This window comes from Pedobacter cryoconitis, assembly GCF_014200605.1.
Lineage (GTDB): Bacteria > Bacteroidota > Bacteroidia > Sphingobacteriales > Sphingobacteriaceae > Pedobacter > Pedobacter cryoconitis_B.
This window is the reverse complement of record NZ_JACHCE010000002.1, coordinates 845,465-862,316: the sequence shown is the minus strand read 5'-3', so window position 1 is coordinate 862,316 and position 16,852 is coordinate 845,465. Positions and strand designations below refer to the sequence as shown.

The 16,852-nt window shown below is 38.3% G+C and carries 12 protein-coding genes; 9 read left to right on the top strand and 3 right to left on the bottom strand.

The features are described 5' to 3' along the window. The first annotated feature begins 18 nt into the window (after window positions 1–18). Both HDE68_RS09810 and HDE68_RS09805 read left to right on the top strand, forming a co-directional pair. Window positions 19–657 carry a hypothetical protein gene (locus HDE68_RS09810; RefSeq protein ID WP_183881333.1) on the top strand — a complete coding sequence of 213 codons (639 nt, stop codon included), beginning with the start codon at window positions 19–21 and terminating at the stop codon, window positions 655–657. A gap of 41 nt (window positions 658–698) precedes the next feature. Next, complete coding sequence (locus tag HDE68_RS09805) at window positions 699–1,895, top strand: MFS transporter (RefSeq protein ID WP_183881331.1); 1,197 nt, start codon at window positions 699–701, stop codon at window positions 1,893–1,895. Here HDE68_RS09805 and lgt read toward each other — a convergent pair. Beyond that, a complete protein-coding gene (gene lgt, locus HDE68_RS09800) occupies window positions 1,885–2,721 on the bottom strand; it encodes a prolipoprotein diacylglyceryl transferase (RefSeq protein ID WP_183881329.1) in 837 nt (278 codons plus the stop codon). The genes HDE68_RS09805 and lgt overlap by 11 nt on opposite strands. A 136-nt stretch (window positions 2,722–2,857) precedes the next feature. Here lgt and HDE68_RS09795 point away from each other — a divergent pair, with 136 nt between their 5' ends. From HDE68_RS09795 to HDE68_RS09770, 6 genes are all read left to right on the top strand, one after another. After that, window positions 2,858–4,765: a 7TM diverse intracellular signaling domain-containing protein gene (locus HDE68_RS09795; protein WP_183881327.1), complete on the top strand. Its 1,908-nt coding sequence runs from the start codon at window positions 2,858–2,860 to the stop codon at window positions 4,763–4,765. A 269-nt stretch (window positions 4,766–5,034) separates the two neighbouring features. Beyond that, window positions 5,035–7,944, top strand: coding sequence for a SusC/RagA family TonB-linked outer membrane protein (locus tag HDE68_RS09790; RefSeq protein WP_183881325.1), 2,910 nt, complete (start codon window positions 5,035–5,037; stop codon window positions 7,942–7,944). Between the two features lie 13 nt (window positions 7,945–7,957). Continuing rightward, entirely contained in the window at window positions 7,958–9,376 is a 1,419-nt protein-coding gene (locus tag HDE68_RS09785) for a RagB/SusD family nutrient uptake outer membrane protein (RefSeq protein WP_183881323.1), read from the top strand. Window positions 9,377–9,433: 57 nt separating this feature from the next. Then, entirely contained in the window at window positions 9,434–11,734 is a 2,301-nt protein-coding gene (locus tag HDE68_RS09780) for a glycoside hydrolase family 3 N-terminal domain-containing protein (protein WP_183881321.1), read from the top strand. A 6-nt stretch (window positions 11,735–11,740) separates the two neighbouring features. Further along, window positions 11,741–13,159 carry a glycoside hydrolase family 30 protein gene (locus HDE68_RS09775; protein WP_183881319.1) on the top strand — a complete coding sequence of 473 codons (1,419 nt, stop codon included), beginning with the start codon at window positions 11,741–11,743 and terminating at the stop codon, window positions 13,157–13,159. 301 nt (window positions 13,160–13,460) lie between these two features. Next, complete coding sequence (locus HDE68_RS09770) at window positions 13,461–13,925, top strand: hypothetical protein (protein ID WP_183881317.1); 465 nt, start codon at window positions 13,461–13,463, stop codon at window positions 13,923–13,925. Between the two features lie 16 nt (window positions 13,926–13,941). Here the strand turns inward: HDE68_RS09770 and HDE68_RS09765 are convergent, their stop codons facing one another. Together HDE68_RS09765 and panB are read right to left on the bottom strand one after the other, a co-directional pair. After that, a complete protein-coding gene (locus HDE68_RS09765; protein ID WP_183881315.1) occupies window positions 13,942–14,628 on the bottom strand; it encodes an RluA family pseudouridine synthase in 687 nt (228 codons plus the stop codon). 2 nt (window positions 14,629–14,630) lie between these two features. Then, window positions 14,631–15,446 carry a 3-methyl-2-oxobutanoate hydroxymethyltransferase gene (gene panB / locus HDE68_RS09760; protein ID WP_183881313.1) on the bottom strand — a complete coding sequence of 272 codons (816 nt, stop codon included), beginning with the start codon at window positions 15,444–15,446 and terminating at the stop codon, window positions 14,631–14,633. A 260-nt stretch (window positions 15,447–15,706) separates the two neighbouring features. Between panB and carA the strand changes: the two genes are divergently transcribed. Then, window positions 15,707–16,819: a glutamine-hydrolyzing carbamoyl-phosphate synthase small subunit gene (gene carA, locus HDE68_RS09755; protein ID WP_183881311.1), complete on the top strand. Its 1,113-nt coding sequence runs from the start codon at window positions 15,707–15,709 to the stop codon at window positions 16,817–16,819. The last annotated feature ends 33 nt before the right edge of the window (window positions 16,820–16,852 follow it).

Here is a 16,852-nt window from a genome sequence, read left to right as displayed (position 1 = left end):
AACCCTATTTAAATATTTATGATCAATACATCAGACCTTCAATTGTTGCCGGACAACAAAAAACTACAATCAGCCTGCAAAGCTATGGCAGTATTAGATGCCATACTTTGTCAGGATTGGACTTACCGTTACTACTCTTATAACAGTCAGTGGAGTGAAGGAGAAGAATTCTTTGAAATGCGCAATGGAGAAGGTGACCAGTTACTGGCCTTATTCAGAAATGAAGGGGCAGTAATTAATGGTTATTTTTCAGAAGCAGAACAAGGAGAAAAAGCTAACCTGACTGATCAGCTGCCAGAAGCCTTCCATGAATTCATTTTTGGAGAACCAGTAAACTCTGCGGGTACTACATTTTCAGTATGGCAATTAAACGGTCAGCCCTGGACAACAGGAATTCTGGCAGAAAATGACGATCATTCTGCAGAACTGCTTACTCCGCTGGATGGAAAGCCTGTTACCTATCTGGAATGGGCATCAGTTTATTTTAAAGGAAGTTATCCGGAAACTGGAATTCCACTGGATACCGTCACCCGTATTTTTAATCAGGAACCGTTAACTAAAGAAATGGTTTTATCTCTTGCAGGTGAACTGGAAGACTGGGACCAGCTGATTGAAGATCTGATAGAAATTTCATATCCGTATCATATAAATCTGTAAACCACATAATTGGCTCTAACAATCTTATCTTTGCGGCCATTATGAAATTACTGAAGCTAATTACCAACACAAAGATAAGTCTGATCACACTCTGCCTGGGCGGCATTAGCCTGGGAATGACAGAGTTTATGATGATGGGGGTATTGCCCGATGTAGCCAAAACCCTCAAAATAAGTATTCCTTCAGCAGGGAATCTAATTTCCATTTATGCGTTAGGTGTGATTATCGGAGCTCCGATCATGGTTGCTGTTTTAGGTAAATATCCACCCAAAAAGGTATTGATCGGTCTGATGATAACCGTTGCCAGTGGAAATATATTATTCAGTTTCGCCCCTACTTATCAATTATTACTTGTTGCACGATTTTTAGTAGGCTTACCACATGGTGCCTTTTTTGGTATAGGTGCAGTAGTTGCCAGCAGACTGGCCGATCCTGGAAGTGAAGCTAAATCAGTATCAGTTATGTTTGCCGGTTTAACCATAGCTAATATCATCGGTGTACCGCTAGGTACATTTATTGGTCATAATGTAAGCTGGAGAATCTCATTTCTGATCGTTTCAGTAATTGCCCTGATTACCGCAGCAAGCATCAAACTATGGTTGCCCGTATTACCTTCACAATCAGAAACCAAATTTTCGGACAGCCTTAAAGTTTTCAAGAAACCAGAGCTCTGGATTATTATCGGAATTTCTGCAATAGGTACAGGGGGTTTATTTGCCTGGATCAGTTATATAGCGCCATTAATGACCGAAGTAGCTCATTTCAACAGTAATATGATTACCCCGATTATGGTGATTGCAGGTCTTGGAATGGCAGTAGGTAATTTTGCAGGTGGCCGCCTGGCGGATAAATTTTCACCCTTAAAAACAACCAGTTATTTATTACTGGCAATGATTATGACATTGATATTAGTTGCCCTTTTAAGCCATATTAAAATTGCAGCTATCTTATTGACTTTCCTTACCGGCGCCCTTGCATTCGCTGTTATTGCACCCATGCAAATGCTGATGATAGGCGCAGCAAAAGGAGCCGAAATGTTAGCATCCTCTTCTATGCAGGCCAGTGCCAATACCGGAAATGCGCTTGGTGCATTTTTAGGTGGTATGCCAATTGCAGCCTATGGTTTTACTTCTCCACAATATGTTGGTGCGGGATTAGCCTTTGGAGGATTTCTGCTTTGTATGTTATTGACTACGCTGTTAAACAACAGAACAAAAATGAAAACCGTTATTGCTTAACGGTTTTCATCGGTGTATTCTCAGGTTCACTTCTTTTAAGATACATAATGACCATTCCTGTTAAAATAAAGGGGATGCTTAACAATTGTCCCATATTTAAAAACATACCCGCCTCAAAAGCAGACTGATCTTCCTTAATAAATTCAATACCCAATCTGAAACAGAAAATCAGGAAGATAACCAGTCCGAAATAAAAACCAGATGATCTTGGGTATTTTTTCATCAGCAGATATACGAAGCCAAAGATCAATAAATAGGCAATAGCCTCATATAACTGTGCAGGGTGACGCGGAATATTATCATCTCTCAAAAACACAAAAGCCCAGCTTACATCAGTTGGCTTACCAATAATCTCTGAATTCATCAGGTTTCCCAAACGGATAAAAGTACCTGCCAGCGGAACAACCAGTGCAATCTGATCCAGCAGGAACCACAATTTTATTTTAAACTTTCTACTAAATAAAATCAAACCCAGCATGATCCCTATTCCACCGCCATGACTTGCCAGCCCGAGGAAACCCGTGATCCGGAAGTGCGGAGAAAAAGTAACCGGAAGGATTGCTTCCAGCGGATGCTTAGAAAAATAAGCAAAATCATAAAACAGTACGTGACCAAGACGCGCACCAATTAAAGTTCCCAAAACAGTATATATGGTTAAAGAGTCCATCAGTTCGACATCAATACCATATTTAATAAATTGTTTTTTCACAACGATATAGCTGGAAACAAAAGCAAGAAGAAAAAACAAAGAGTAATATTTTAAGGCAAAAAATCCTAAATCAATTATTGAATCACCGGGGTTCCATATTATAGTCGCTATGCTCATATTTGCTTAAAAATTTTGTATTAATGCCTGCAAATATAGACCATATAAAGACATATGCAATAACGTTGCAGAATTGCAATCAAATTAAGTTTATATTTGCTTCTGTACCAAATGCCATGGGCTTCTTTATTCATTTATGTTTAACCAGTTCACTCACTCTCTTTTACGCGTTTTTATAACAGCACTATTACTTCTTGTTCTCAGCCCGGCTATCTATGCACAGAAAGTTGTTACAGTCAACGATCATGTAGATCAGCACATCTTTAATTTCAACGAGATAGAATGGTTAAAAGATACAGCGAACAAGCTGAGTTTTGAAAAAATCAGTGGTAAAGATTACGAACACCGTTTCACAAAAAGTCTAAAAAGCACACCGCAGACCACAGATCTGAAAGCAACATATTGGTTTAAAATTAAGATTAAACACAATAGCAAAGCCAATAAAAGATATCTGCTTGAATTTTTCGATCAGACTATAGATCATGTAACTGCCTATTTACCTCAAAAAAATGGAACTTATGAGATCAAAGAATTTGGAGATCAGTTTAAGTTTGATCAGCGGGAAGTTCACCATAAGAATTTCGAGCTTTATATCAATAACGACAACGATGAAACACAAGTTTATTATTTCAAATTCAAGTCCTCACAAATATCTGATGCCATCATCGTACTAAGAAGCGTAGACTGGTTTATCTCTTACGCCCTTGACGAGTACTTTTACTTCGGTATCTTCTATGGGATGATCCTGGTCTTTAGTTTTTACAACCTGATCATGTTTATTGCTATCCGGCAAAGACAATACCTCTATTATGTACTTTATAATTTAAGTGTAGGCTTCTTTGAAATGAGTACAGATGGTATTGCCTATCAGTATCTCTGGTCTGCTGCCACTGCATGGAACCAGATTGCCTATGCCTTTGCCTTATATGCTACGAGTCTGTTTGCCCTGCTGTTTACCAAACAATTATTACTTGTTAAAGCTAAAGCACCAAGACTAAATCAATTCATTTTATATGTTATCGGTATCAGAACAGTACTTTTCCTTTACAGTCTGTTTTTTGACCGCTCTTTATTCACTTATAAATTCCTTGAATTTATCCCCTTAGCTGTTGCCTTTTATACCGGTATTTACATTTATAAACAAGGTTATAAACCTGCACGTTTCTTTGTGCTGGGCTATAGCTTCCTGTTTATTGGTTTTACCTTAAAATTCCTGATCATGTTAGGGTTTGAATGGCTAAACTTTGGCGTAATCAGCTATTATAGCTTAAGTTTCTGTTTTGTACTGGAAATGGTCTTTCTTTCTTTTGCCATTGGCGATAAAGTCCGTATCCTGAAAACAAAGAAAGAAAAAGTACAGCGCCAGATCATCCGTCAGATGGCAGAAAATGCCAAATTGAAAGACACCTTAAACCAGCAACTGGAAACTAAAGTAGAGGAACGTACTAAAGAAGTATTTCACAAATCGCTCATTATTGAAGCTAAAAATGCAGAATTACTTGCTGTCAATGACCGTTTACAACAACAGGCCGAAGAAATATCCAGGATGAATGTCCTGCTGGAGCAGGATAACCAGGAATTGCAGACTAATGTGGAGAAAGTAACCCGTGACCGGGTGATGTCTGCAGATGTCGATTTTGAAGAATTCAGCAGAATTTATCCTGACAAAGAAAGCTGTAATCTTTTCCTTTCCGAGCTGAAATGGAAAGATGGCTATACCTGCCGCAAATGTAAAAACACACATTTCTATACCGGACATATTGCATTTAGCAGAAGATGCAGTAAATGCGGATACGAAGAATCAGTTACTGCCTATACTGTTTTTCAAAATACCCGTATCCCGATCAATAAAGCTTTCTATATGATCTTCCTGATCTACTCCAGTAAAGGAAAGATCTCCTCTCATAAGCTCGCCGAAATTTTGAATATCCGTCAAAGTACCTGCTGGACTTATGGATCAAAGATTAAAATTCTGATGGAAGAAAGAAAAGCAGTCTTAAAAAAGGTCAGTAAAAATGGATGGAGTCAGCTTGTTCTCGAATAAAAGCCAATAAATTCTTCTCAAGAATCGTATTAATTTTAAAGGGTATCAGAGCGTATCGTTTACCGGATGCGGCGGATAGATTATGTTTCACTAACTCCTGTAAATCAGCTATAAACCAGAATTAATCCTACGGTATTGAAGCGTATCAAATAGTTTATAACAATCTATATATCAGTATTTTACGCAAAATATATTTACCGATTATCTTGTTTTTAACAGATATTAGGCGTTAACTTTAACAATCAAACACAAATATAAACAAGCAAATCATGACTAAAAACTTTACTCTTTTTATCATTTGTCTTTTATGCGGGATCTCTGTGGCACTAGCACAGAACATCAACATCAAAGGTGAAGTGAAAGATCATCAGGGCCTGCCCTTACCGGGAGTTTCGGTAAAGGTTAAAGGAACTAACAATGGTGTGGTAACCAGCGGAAATGGTTCCTATACTTTATCTGCACCAGCAAACAGTACCCTTATTTTTTCTTTTATAGGTTATAAGACAATAGAAGAAGCAATAAGCAACCGTAAAAATGTTAGTGTAAAACTAGCAGACGACAATCAACAGTTAAATGAAGTAATCGTAGTTGGTTACGGTACACAGACTAAGAAAGACCTGACTACAGCAGTATCTTCTATTTCTGCTAAAGATATCCAGAATCAACCTGTAACCAATGCACTGCAAGCCCTTCAGGGTAAAGCAGCAGGTGTACAGGTTACTTCTCAATCTGGTAAGCCAGGTGCTGGTATTTCGGTAAGTATTCGTGGTAATACATCTTTGACTGCATCAAACAGTCCTTTATATGTTATTAACGGTGTTACTTCCAGAGATGCAAGTTTCATCAATCCAAACGATATCGAAACGATGACCATTTTAAAGGATGCATCGGCAGCTGCCATCTATGGTTCAAGCGGTGCAAATGGAGTCGTATTGATTACAACTAAAAAAGGTACTGCAGGCCAGGTGAAGGTTGGGTTTAATGCATTTACAGGTATATCTAACTTCTGGAGAAAACAAAAAGTTTTAAACAGTGATCAATACATTTCATTAATGAAAGATCTGGGTTACACTGAATTTGGCGGTACGCAGAACACTGACTGGCAAAAAGAAGCTTTTGGAACCGGACAGCAAAATAACTATCAGTTATCGCTATCTGGCGGAACTAAAGGAGGACAATATTATTTATCTTCAGGTTATCAGCAAGACAAAGGTGTTGTTGCCCCTGCAAAATTAGATAGATATAGTTTCAACTTTAACGGTAGCCAGCGCATGACCAGCTGGTTAAAATTCAACGTTACTGCTGCTTTAACTTCTAATAAGTCTATTGATGTATCAGATAACGCCGGAATTTCTAAAGGAGGTGTCATACTGGCAGCTTTAACTACACCACCTACTTTAACTATTTTTGATCCTAATGGTAATTATACACCAGTACCGGGGGGATATGAAAACCCTATCGGAAATGCATTTGGTTCTAAAAACACAAGAAGACAATTAAAGTTTATCGGTGCATTTGGCGGTGAGATCAATTTCAATAAAGATTTAGTTTTTAAATCTACCATTAGTACGAATGTTAGAAATGAATACTATGATTATACCCTTGATCCTTTTAAAACAGTTTACGGACGTACCGAAAGAGGGATCTATAATAACAACAAGACCAATGACCATGTATGGTTAAATGAAAATATCCTGAGTTATAATAAAACAATTGGTAAAAATGTTTTTGGTGCAATGGCCGGTTATACTATCCAGGAATCTGATTACACCTATCTGGAATATTCAGCTACCCGTTTTGTAGATCAGCAAGGTCTTCCAATTGCTCCATCAATTGCCCCAAAAATACCACAGCGTTCTCAATGGGCTAAACAGTCTTATTTAGCAAGAGTTAATTATGCTTTTGATGGCAAATATTTACTGAGTTCTAACTTCAGAGCTGACGGATCTTCGCGTTTTGCCCCTGGTCATAAATTTGGTTATTTCCCTTCTGTTTCTGCAGGATGGAGAATATCAGGAGAAAACTTCATGAAAGACAGTAAAACGATCAATGATTTAAAGATTCGTGGTAGCTGGGGTAAAGTTGGTAATGATGAAGGTATCGGAGACTATGCATATATGAAACTATATCAGATCACTGCACAGAATTCTTATACACTCGATCAGCCTGCAAATGATCAGCTTTCATGGGAAAAGACCACACAAACTAATATCGGTATCGATTTAACGATGTTTGATAGTAGATTAACTTTCACAGCTGATGCTTATCTGAAAAAGACCAATGATCTTTTAGTGAAAGTTCAACTACCTACCTCTTCGGGATTAGGAACACAGGCGTTGAATGTTGGATCAATGGAAAATAAAGGTTTAGAGTTTGCATTATCTACCAAAAACATTGTAAAAAGCAAATTCACCTGGTCGACAGACTTAAATTTCTCCCTGAACAGAAATAAAGTAACCAGCCTTGGAAATACAACACAATCCCTTGATTATGGTGGAATCTTTGAACGCGACGCTGCCATAAGAGTTGTGGTTGGACGCCCGTTAGGAAGTATTTATGGTTATGTATTCACAGGAGTTGATCCAAAAACTGGTAATGCGACTTATCAGGATACCAACAACAATGGACAGAGAGATAACGGCGACCGTCAGTTTATCGGATCAGCACAGCCTAAATTCACTTATGGTATAAACAACAATTTCACTTATGGAAACTTCGGTCTGTCTGTATTTTTCCAGGGTGTACAAGGCAATCAGTTGTTTAATGCTTCAAGAATTGAACTGGAAGGAATGTATGATGCAAAAAACCAGTCAGCAGCTGTATTAAACAGATGGACTACTCCTGGACAGATTACAGATATCCCAAAAGCACAGTTAACTACTTCTTCATTTACAAATACCAATTCACTGACATCCAGCAGATTTGTAGAGAATGCTTCTTATCTTAGACTTAAAACTGCGACTCTATCGTACAATTTTGGAAAGACAGCATTAGGAAAGTTAAAAATGGATAAACTAACCATATTCGCTACAGGCTATAACATTCTGACTTTCACTAAATATAGTGGATTAGACCCTGAAGTAAGCCGTTACGATGCAAACGGCCCTGACATGGGTGTTGATTATGGAACTTATCCACAATCAAGAAGTTTCTTATTAGGTGTTAATGTTGGCTTTTAATCTTAGAAAAAAAATGAACTTAAAAATATATTCACTGATCGCAGCCGGGGCTTTTGTCCTTTCCATACAATCTGGCTGTAAAAAGGACTTTCTAAGCAAAGATCCTATTGATAAAATTACCGGAGAGGTTGCTTTAACTGATGCTGCAGGCGCCAATAAATTAATGAAAGGCGTTTATGATGGCATGTACAATGATTATCACATCTGGGATTTCATGACCAATGGTGATGTAATTTCTGATAATGCTTATGCTGGCGGTGATAATCCTGCTAATATCCAGCTAGACTTATTCACAACAAATTCAACGAATGGAAATGTTGACCGTGACTGGTCATCACTTTATTCAGATATTAAAAACGCGAATGAGGTTATAGAAAACATACCAAAAGTACCTGATCCCTCATTAGATGCCAGCGGCAGAAGAAATCAGATTCTTGGTGAAGCAAGCGGAATACGTGCTTATATGTACTTTAACATTGTACGTTTATACGGAGCTGCACCCCTGATTTTAAAAACCCCTACAAATCTTGCAGATACTCAGCAGCCTAAGGTTGCTATAGACAAGATCTATGCACAAATTATCAAAGATCTTGAATTTGCAGTAGCAAATGCAAGTGCAACATCTGCCAATAAGGGTATTTTTACAAAAGGTGTGGCAAATGCATTACTTGCCAAAGTGTATGCAACCATGCCATCCCCGGACTGGACAAAAGTTAATCAGTATTGCGATGCAACTATAGCTGGCGGATATTCATTATTTCCTAATTTTAATGGATTATTTGATATCGCTAACAAAAACAATTCAGAGTCTATCTGGGAACTGCAATTTCAGGGAAATGGTGGCGAGCATGGTAACTGGATGCCAGGTATCATTACCGGAACAGGCTGGAAAAGATTTAACACACCATCGAATGATTTGGTTAAGGCATTTGACGATGAAGGAGACCTGATCCGTAAAAACTCAAGTGTTCTCTTTAGAAATGTAAGTTCAGACGGCTGGTCAGATATCTACTGGCCAAAAAGTAACTATCCGTTCATCAATAAATACAGAGCAGATGATAAAAGTGATAATTATATCCTGCGTCTTGCAGATATTCTATTGCTAAAAGCTGAAGCACTGAATGAGATCAGCAGTGCAGGATGGGTACAATCAAAGGTGATTGTAGATCAGATCAGAGCAAGGGTAAAGCTATCAGGTACACCTGCAGCTGATCAGGCTTCAATGCGTTTGGCTATTGAAAAAGAACGCAGACTGGAACTTGCATTTGAAGGTCACCGCTGGTTTGATTTATTAAGAACAAACAGGGCAATTGCAGTGATGAATGCACAATTAGATGGTAAAGGAGCACCATTAAACTATAATGTAACACCTGAAAAATTACTTTTCCCTATTCCACAAAAGGAAATAGATAGAAATCCTAATATCAGATAATAAAAAATCAATCCTTAAGGCAGCTCAGGCTGCCTTTTAATTAAGTCAAAAATTGAAATGTATTTAAAAAAACCCCTCTCAGCCCTTTTATTATTGATCTCTTGCGGAGTGGCGAATAGCCAGACGAAGAACAATGCCAAAGTAGAAAGCCTGCTTCAGAAAATGACTCTTGAAGAAAAGGTTGGTCAGATGGCCCAGATAACATTAGATGTTATAGGCGCAGGTAATGACCGTTATACCAGTACAGAGCCATTTTCACTGGATCAAAAGGCAATGGAAAAGGCATTGATCCAATATAAGCTGGGCTCCGTGTTAAATACCTCAAACAACAGAGCCAGAACGACTAAAGTCTGGTATGAAATTATCAGCAAAATCCAGCAGACTGCGATGAAAGGGAATAAGAATGGTATTCCTGTAATCTATGGTATTGATGCGATTCATGGTGAAACTTATACTGCCGGTGCAACGATGTTCCCTCAGCAAATAGGCCAGGCAGCAACTTTTAATAGAAGCCTTGTACGTAAAGGAGCTGAAATTACTGCTTACGAAACCCGTGCAAGCTCTATTCCATGGGCTTTTTCTCCTTTATTGGATTTAGGTGCTGACCCGCGTTTTCCACGTCAGTGGGAAAGTTTTGGAGAAGATCCTTATTTAGTAAGCGAAATGGGTATTCAGGCTGTAAAAGGTCTGGAAGGAGACAATAATGATGTTTCAAACCCATACCGTGTCGCTTCTTCAATTAAACACTTTTTAGGTTACCAGGTACCGGTTTCGGGTAAAGACAGAACTCCTGCCTATATTTCTGATCAGGCTTTAAGAGAATACCACTTACCTTCTTTCAGGGCTGCTATTCAGGCAGGTGCTAAAACTATTATGATTAACTCGGGTATTATCAACGGTGTTCCGGTACATGCCAACTATAACCTGCTGACTAAACTATTAAAAGAAGAATTAGGCTTCAAAGGTTTAGCAGTTACTGACTGGGGTGATATCGAGAACCTTTACAAAAGAGATCATGTAGCTAAAGACAATAAAGATGCAGTAAGAATTGCGATCAATGCAGGTATTGATATGTCAATGGTTGCTTATAACTATGAGCCATTTTGTGATGACCTGATTGCTTTGGTTAAAGAAGGTAAAGTTAAAGAAAGCCGTATTGATGATGCAGTAAGAAGAATCTTACAGGTAAAATTTGATTTGGATCTTTTCAATAAACCAACAACCAATCCTAAAGATTATCCTAAGTTTGGAAGTAAGGAATTTGAACAGGCTTCTTACCAGGCAGCTGCCGAGTCTATTACTTTATTAAAAAACACTGATCAGGCATTGCCATTGAATAAATCAATGAAGATCCTGGTTACAGGTCCTAATGCCAATTCTATGAGAACACTGAATGGTGCATGGACTTATTCGTGGCAGGGAGAAAAAGTTGAAGAATTTGCAGCAAAATATAACACGATCCTGAAAGCGCTGGAACTTAAAGCAGGTAAACAAAACGTGACTTATGTACCAGGTGTGAGCTATAAAATGGATGGCAAATACTTTGAAGAATACGCAGATCAAATGGATGCAGCTATTGCCGCAGCAAAAGATGCGGATGTAGTTGTATTATGTTTAGGAGAGAACTCTTATACAGAAACTCCAGGTAATTTAAGTGACCTTTATCTTTCAGATCTTCAAACTGAGCTTGCACAAAAACTTGCTGCAACTGGAAAAAAGATCATTTTAGTATTAAACGAAGGCCGTCCAAGAGTGATCTCTAAGTTTGAAAAGAAAATGAGTGCTGTTGTACAAAGTTATTTACCAGGAAATTTTGGGGGTGATGCTATTGCTGATGTCCTTTTAGGTACAGTAAACCCATCAGGTAAACTGCCTTATACTTATCCGCAATATCCAAATGCTTTATTCACTTATTACCATAAGCCATCAGAGTCACGTTCTACTACAGAAGGTGTTTATAACTACGATGCAGATTATAATCCTCAATATGTTTTCGGATTTGGTTTAAGCTATACGACTTTCAAATACAGTCCGGTTAAATTAAGTACTGCTAATTTGAAAAAAGGAGAAACTTTAACAATTGCTGTGGATGTAACCAATACAGGTAAAGTTACCGGTAAAGAAAGTGTATTGTTATTCACTTCAGACCTGGTTGCTACCCTGGTTAGTCCGGATGTAAAACGTTTAAGAGGTTTTGATAAAATAGAACTTAAAGCTGGTGAAACTAAAACAGTAACTTTTAAAATTACTGCTGATGATTTAGGCTTTATTAATCCAGAAGGCCAAAAAGTAACAGAAGACGGAGATTTTACCGTACAAATTGCTGATCAGAAAATCAATTTTACTTACAACCAGTAATTAATTATGAAGAGAAATATCTTATTTGCTTTTGCGATCACGCTGGCTGCGTGTTCAGCAAAAAGAACAGCTACAGATTCTAACGGGTCTGCTGCTGTTAATGGAGAAGTTAAGTACTGGCTGACTAAAGGCGATAAATCAGCCTTACTGCAAGAACAGCCGGCAACTTTAAAGTTTGGTACAGCGCAATCTGCCAATCCGGTAATTAAAGTTGATGAAACACAAAAATTCCAAACGATTGATGGCTTTGGCTACACTTTAACTGGTGGAAGTGCGGGCTTAATCAACGCATTGGATGCAAAAACTAAAGATGCCTTATTACAGGAATTGTTCTCTCCCAGGAAAAACGGTATCGGTGTAAGTTATTTGAGAATCAGTATCGGTGCTTCTGATCTGAGTGCAGATAACTTTACTTACAATGAATTGCCAGAGGGACAGACTGATATTAATCAGGATAAATTCTCTATCGCGAAAGAAATGACGGATTTAGTACCTATCCTGAAAAAGATCCTGGCTATTAATCCAGATTTAAAAATTCTGGGTTCTCCATGGACTGCCCCTACCTGGATGAAAACTAATCACAGTTTTAAAGGTGGAAGTCTGAAACCAGAATATTATGAGTCTTATTCGAAATACCTGGTGAAGTATATCCATGCGATGAAAGCCCAGGGAATTACGATCGATGCGATCACTATTCAGAACGAGCCTTTGCATCCTGGAAATGTACCAAGTATGTATATGGAAGCCAAAGACCAGGCTGTATTTATTAAAACTGCTTTAGGCCCGGTATTTAAAGCTGCTGGTGTTAAAACAAAGATTATCATTTACGATCATAATGCAGACCGCCCTGATTATCCGATTACAATTCTGGATGATCCACAGGCGAAACAATATGTGGACGGATCAGCTTTCCATTTATATGGCGGCCAGATCACTGCATTGTCTAAAGTTCATGAGGCACACCCTGATAAAAATCTGTACTTCACAGAGCAATGGGTTGGCGGTCCTGGTAAATTCGATGATGATTTAAAATGGCATGTTTCTACCCTGATTATCGGAGCGACCCGTAACTGGAGCAGAAACGTTTTAGAGTGGAATGTAGCTGCCGATCCTTCTTATGGGCCACATACCGTTGGAGGCTGTACAACTTGCTTAGGGGCGATCACAATAGCTCCTGAGGTAACCAGAAATGTAGCTTATTACATTATTGGTCATGCTTCTAAATTTGTGAGACCAGGATCTTATAGAATTGGTTCTAATATTACTGACAATTTAGAAAACGTAGCTTTCAGGACTCCTGATGGAAAGACCGCATTGATCGTTGTCAATGGGAACTCTGCTGAAAAGACTTTTAACATTCAGTATAAAGGAAAAACAGTGGAGACTACATTGCCGGCTGGTGCTGTTGCGACTTATGTTTGGTAACAACCAGGACGTTTAAAAAGCTTTACAAATAAAACAAGCTCTGTTTCACAATCATTTCCTTTTAATGGAAAGATTGCGAAACAGAGCTTTTCTTTTGCAGGTATCCTAAATGTTATGTCACAACGCTCTATTAAATATTTATAAATTTTAAATCATAAGATCAATTTACAAATGATTTCAAAACAAATATTAGTCCGACAATAATTATTACCATTGGCAGAAATTATTTTTGGCCAGACTCTTGTGCTAAATAAACCGTATACTTATTTTTAGCAGGTAATCTCTGTACAAAAACACCAATATGAAAAAAACAATCTTATCATTAGTTATACTGGCAGGGCTTTTCGCAGCCTGTAAACAAAATAAAACTACAGAACAAAAAATAGACAGTCTGGCCACAGCTCCTGATACGACTGCTTCCAAAGCAAAAACCTGTTATGTTTATATTAAAGATAAAGACACTGTTTCTTTATCATTGATTACCGCAGGAAATGCAGTAGCAGGTAGCTTAAACTATAATTTTTATGAGAAAGATAAAAATGCCGGTACTATCGCAGGAATAATCAAAGGAGATACGATCATTGCTGATTATACTTTTCAGTCTGAAGGAACTACCTCTTACAGACAGGTTGCATTTGTCAAAAAAGGAGATCAGTTGTTAGAAGGTTACGGGCCAAGTCAGGAAGCTGATGGCAGAAGAGTATTTACCAATCTGGCAGGTCTTAAATTTGGGGATATTACCTTATCACCGGTAGCCTGTAAATAAAAAGTGTTTTGAATCCTTAAAAGGATTCAAAACGTTCCCAAAACCCATCTACAGGAAGTTTGGCAAAGATATTTACCGGTTCCTTTTTAACAGGATGAAGAAACTGCAGTCTTCTGGCATGCAAACAAATACTTCCTTTACGGCTGCCACGAGGGTAGCCGTATTTATTATCACCCACAATCGGGCAGCCTAAAGTAGAAAGCTGCACCCTGATCTGATGAGAACGTCCTGTTAAAGGATCAACCTCGATCAGATAATAACCGCCCAGCTCACCAAGCAGTCTGTAGCTTAATTCAGCACGCTGACTCCCCTGAACTTCTGTGTTATGTGCAGTAACCACATTTGTCTTTGGATTTTTAACCAGCCAATGCACTAAAGTTCCGGAAATATTGGCCGGACGGTTGCGTACAACCGCCCAGTAAGTTTTCTTAACTTCCCTGTTTTTAAAAATGGCATTCATTCTTTCCAGCGCCTTACTTGTTTTAGCAAATAAGATCACCCCGCTTACCGGACGGTCTAAACGATGTACCACTCCCAGAAACGCACTGTTAGGTTTATTGTATTTTTTAGCGATATATCTTTTCACCATATCTTCCAATGGTTCGTCACGGGTTTCATCAACCTGGACAATATCACCTGCACGTTTGCAAATTGCAATCAGGTGATTATCTTCGAAAAGTACATCTTTATCAGTTACCGACATTTTTAGTATTGCTCTTTTTCATTTGGAAAGTCATTCGCTTTCACATCCTTAATATATGCTTTTGCGGCATCTAAAATTCCGTCATACAGATTGATGTACTGACGTAAAAAACGTGGTTTAAAGCCTTTAGTTAATCCGATCATATCGTTTACAACTAAAACCTGTCCGTCACAATGCGGACCAGCACCTATTCCGATAACCGGGATATGCAGACTTTCAGAAACTTCTTTAGCTAATGCTGCAGGTATTTTTTCCAATACAACTGCAAAACAACCAGCATCCTGTAAAGCCTGGGCATCAACCTTAAGTTTTTCTGCTTCAGCTTCCCCTTTAGCCCTTACAGTGTAAGTACCAAATTTATAAATTGATTGAGGTGTTAAACCTAAATGGCCCATAACCGGAATTCCCGCAGTAATAATACGCGAAATAGAATCTACAACTTCAGTTCCACCTTCCAGTTTTACGCCGTGGGCACCTGATTCTTTCATAATCCTGATTGCAGAGCTTAAAGCTTCCTTTGAATTACCCTGGTAAGAACCAAAAGGAAGATCCACTACGACAAAAGCACGTGTTGCGCCTCTAACGACACCCTGTGCATGATAAATCATCTGATCCAGTGTAATCGGCAAAGTAGTTTCATGGCCCGCCATTACGTTTGAAGCTGAATCACCAACCAATAAAACATCAAGTCCTGCATCATCCAGAACCGTAGCCATGGAATAATCATAAGCAGTTAACATCGATATTTTCTCACCACTCTGTTTCATTTCTTGCAGAATGTGGGTTGTAATACGCTTTACTTCTTTGTGTATAGACATAAATTTATGCTTTTAGGGGAGCAAAATTAGGGTATTCAATCGAGAAAATTACCCTAACCCTTTAATATATGAGCGATATCTGATGTAACAATATAATCCTGATAAAAAAAATATGGATTTAAAGATGAAAAAGCTATCTTTGTATCCCGAAATGAACGGGTTAAACAACAGCACATTTGTTAATCATTATAGCGACATCAAAACCGCAAATCTTCGTTCATTAATCCCTTTTTTAAACTTTATTTTTCATTTTAATTACGATGACTAACTACACCAAGTTACCTGCTATCCTGTTATTGGCTGACGGTACTGTTTACCACGGTAAAGCTGCCGGAAAGATTGGTACAACAACAGGAGAGATTTGTTTCAATACAGGAATGACGGGTTATCAGGAAATTTTCACTGACCCATCTTATTTCGGACAAATCATGGTCACTACGAATGCCCATATTGGTAATTATGGAATTCATAAAGAAGAAATCGAATCAGATTCGATTAAGATTGCAGGTTTAGTTTGCAAAAACTACAACATCGGTTATAGCCGTAAAGAGGCTAATGAATCTATACAGGATTATTTCCAGGATGAAAACATTGTTGGAATATCTGATATCGATACCCGTGCTTTGGTAAGAAAAATCAGAGATCAGGGAGCAATGAATGCGATTATCTCTTCTGAAATTACTGATATCGAAGAACTGAAAGCTAAATTAGCGCAAGTGCCTTCTATGGACGGACTAGAATTATCTTCACAGGTTTCGACCAAAGAACCTTATTTCTACGGTTCACCAGATGCAACTTATAAAGTAGCTACCCTGGATTTCGGAATCAAGAAAAACACATTGCGTAATTTCGACGAAAGAGATTTATACGTACAGGTTTTCCCTGCAAAAACTACTTTTGAAGAAATGGACAAATGGGGAGCTGATGCTTACTTTGTGTCTAACGGCCCTGGAGATCCATCGGCAATGCCTTATGCTATTGAAACTGTTAAACAAATTCTTGCTTCAGACAAACCATTATTTGGTATTTGTTTAGGCCACCAGTTATTAGCTCAGGCTAATGGAATTGGTACGATGAAAATGTTTAACGGCCACAGGGGATTAAATCACCCGGTAAAAAATATTATTAAAAACCACTGCGAAGTAACTTCTCAGAATCACGGTTTCGGTGTAATCCCCGAAGAAGTGAGAAATTCTGACAAAGTGGAAATCACCCATATCAACTTAAACGACCAGTCTATCGAAGGAATTCGTGTGAAAGGCAAAAAAGCATTCTCGGTACAATATCACCCGGAGTCTTCACCTGGCCCGCATGATTCACGTTATTTATTTGATGACTTTGTGAGCCTGATCAAAGGTGAATTAAGCTGGTAGATCGGTAATCACCGGTTCTAACCATCATTTTAC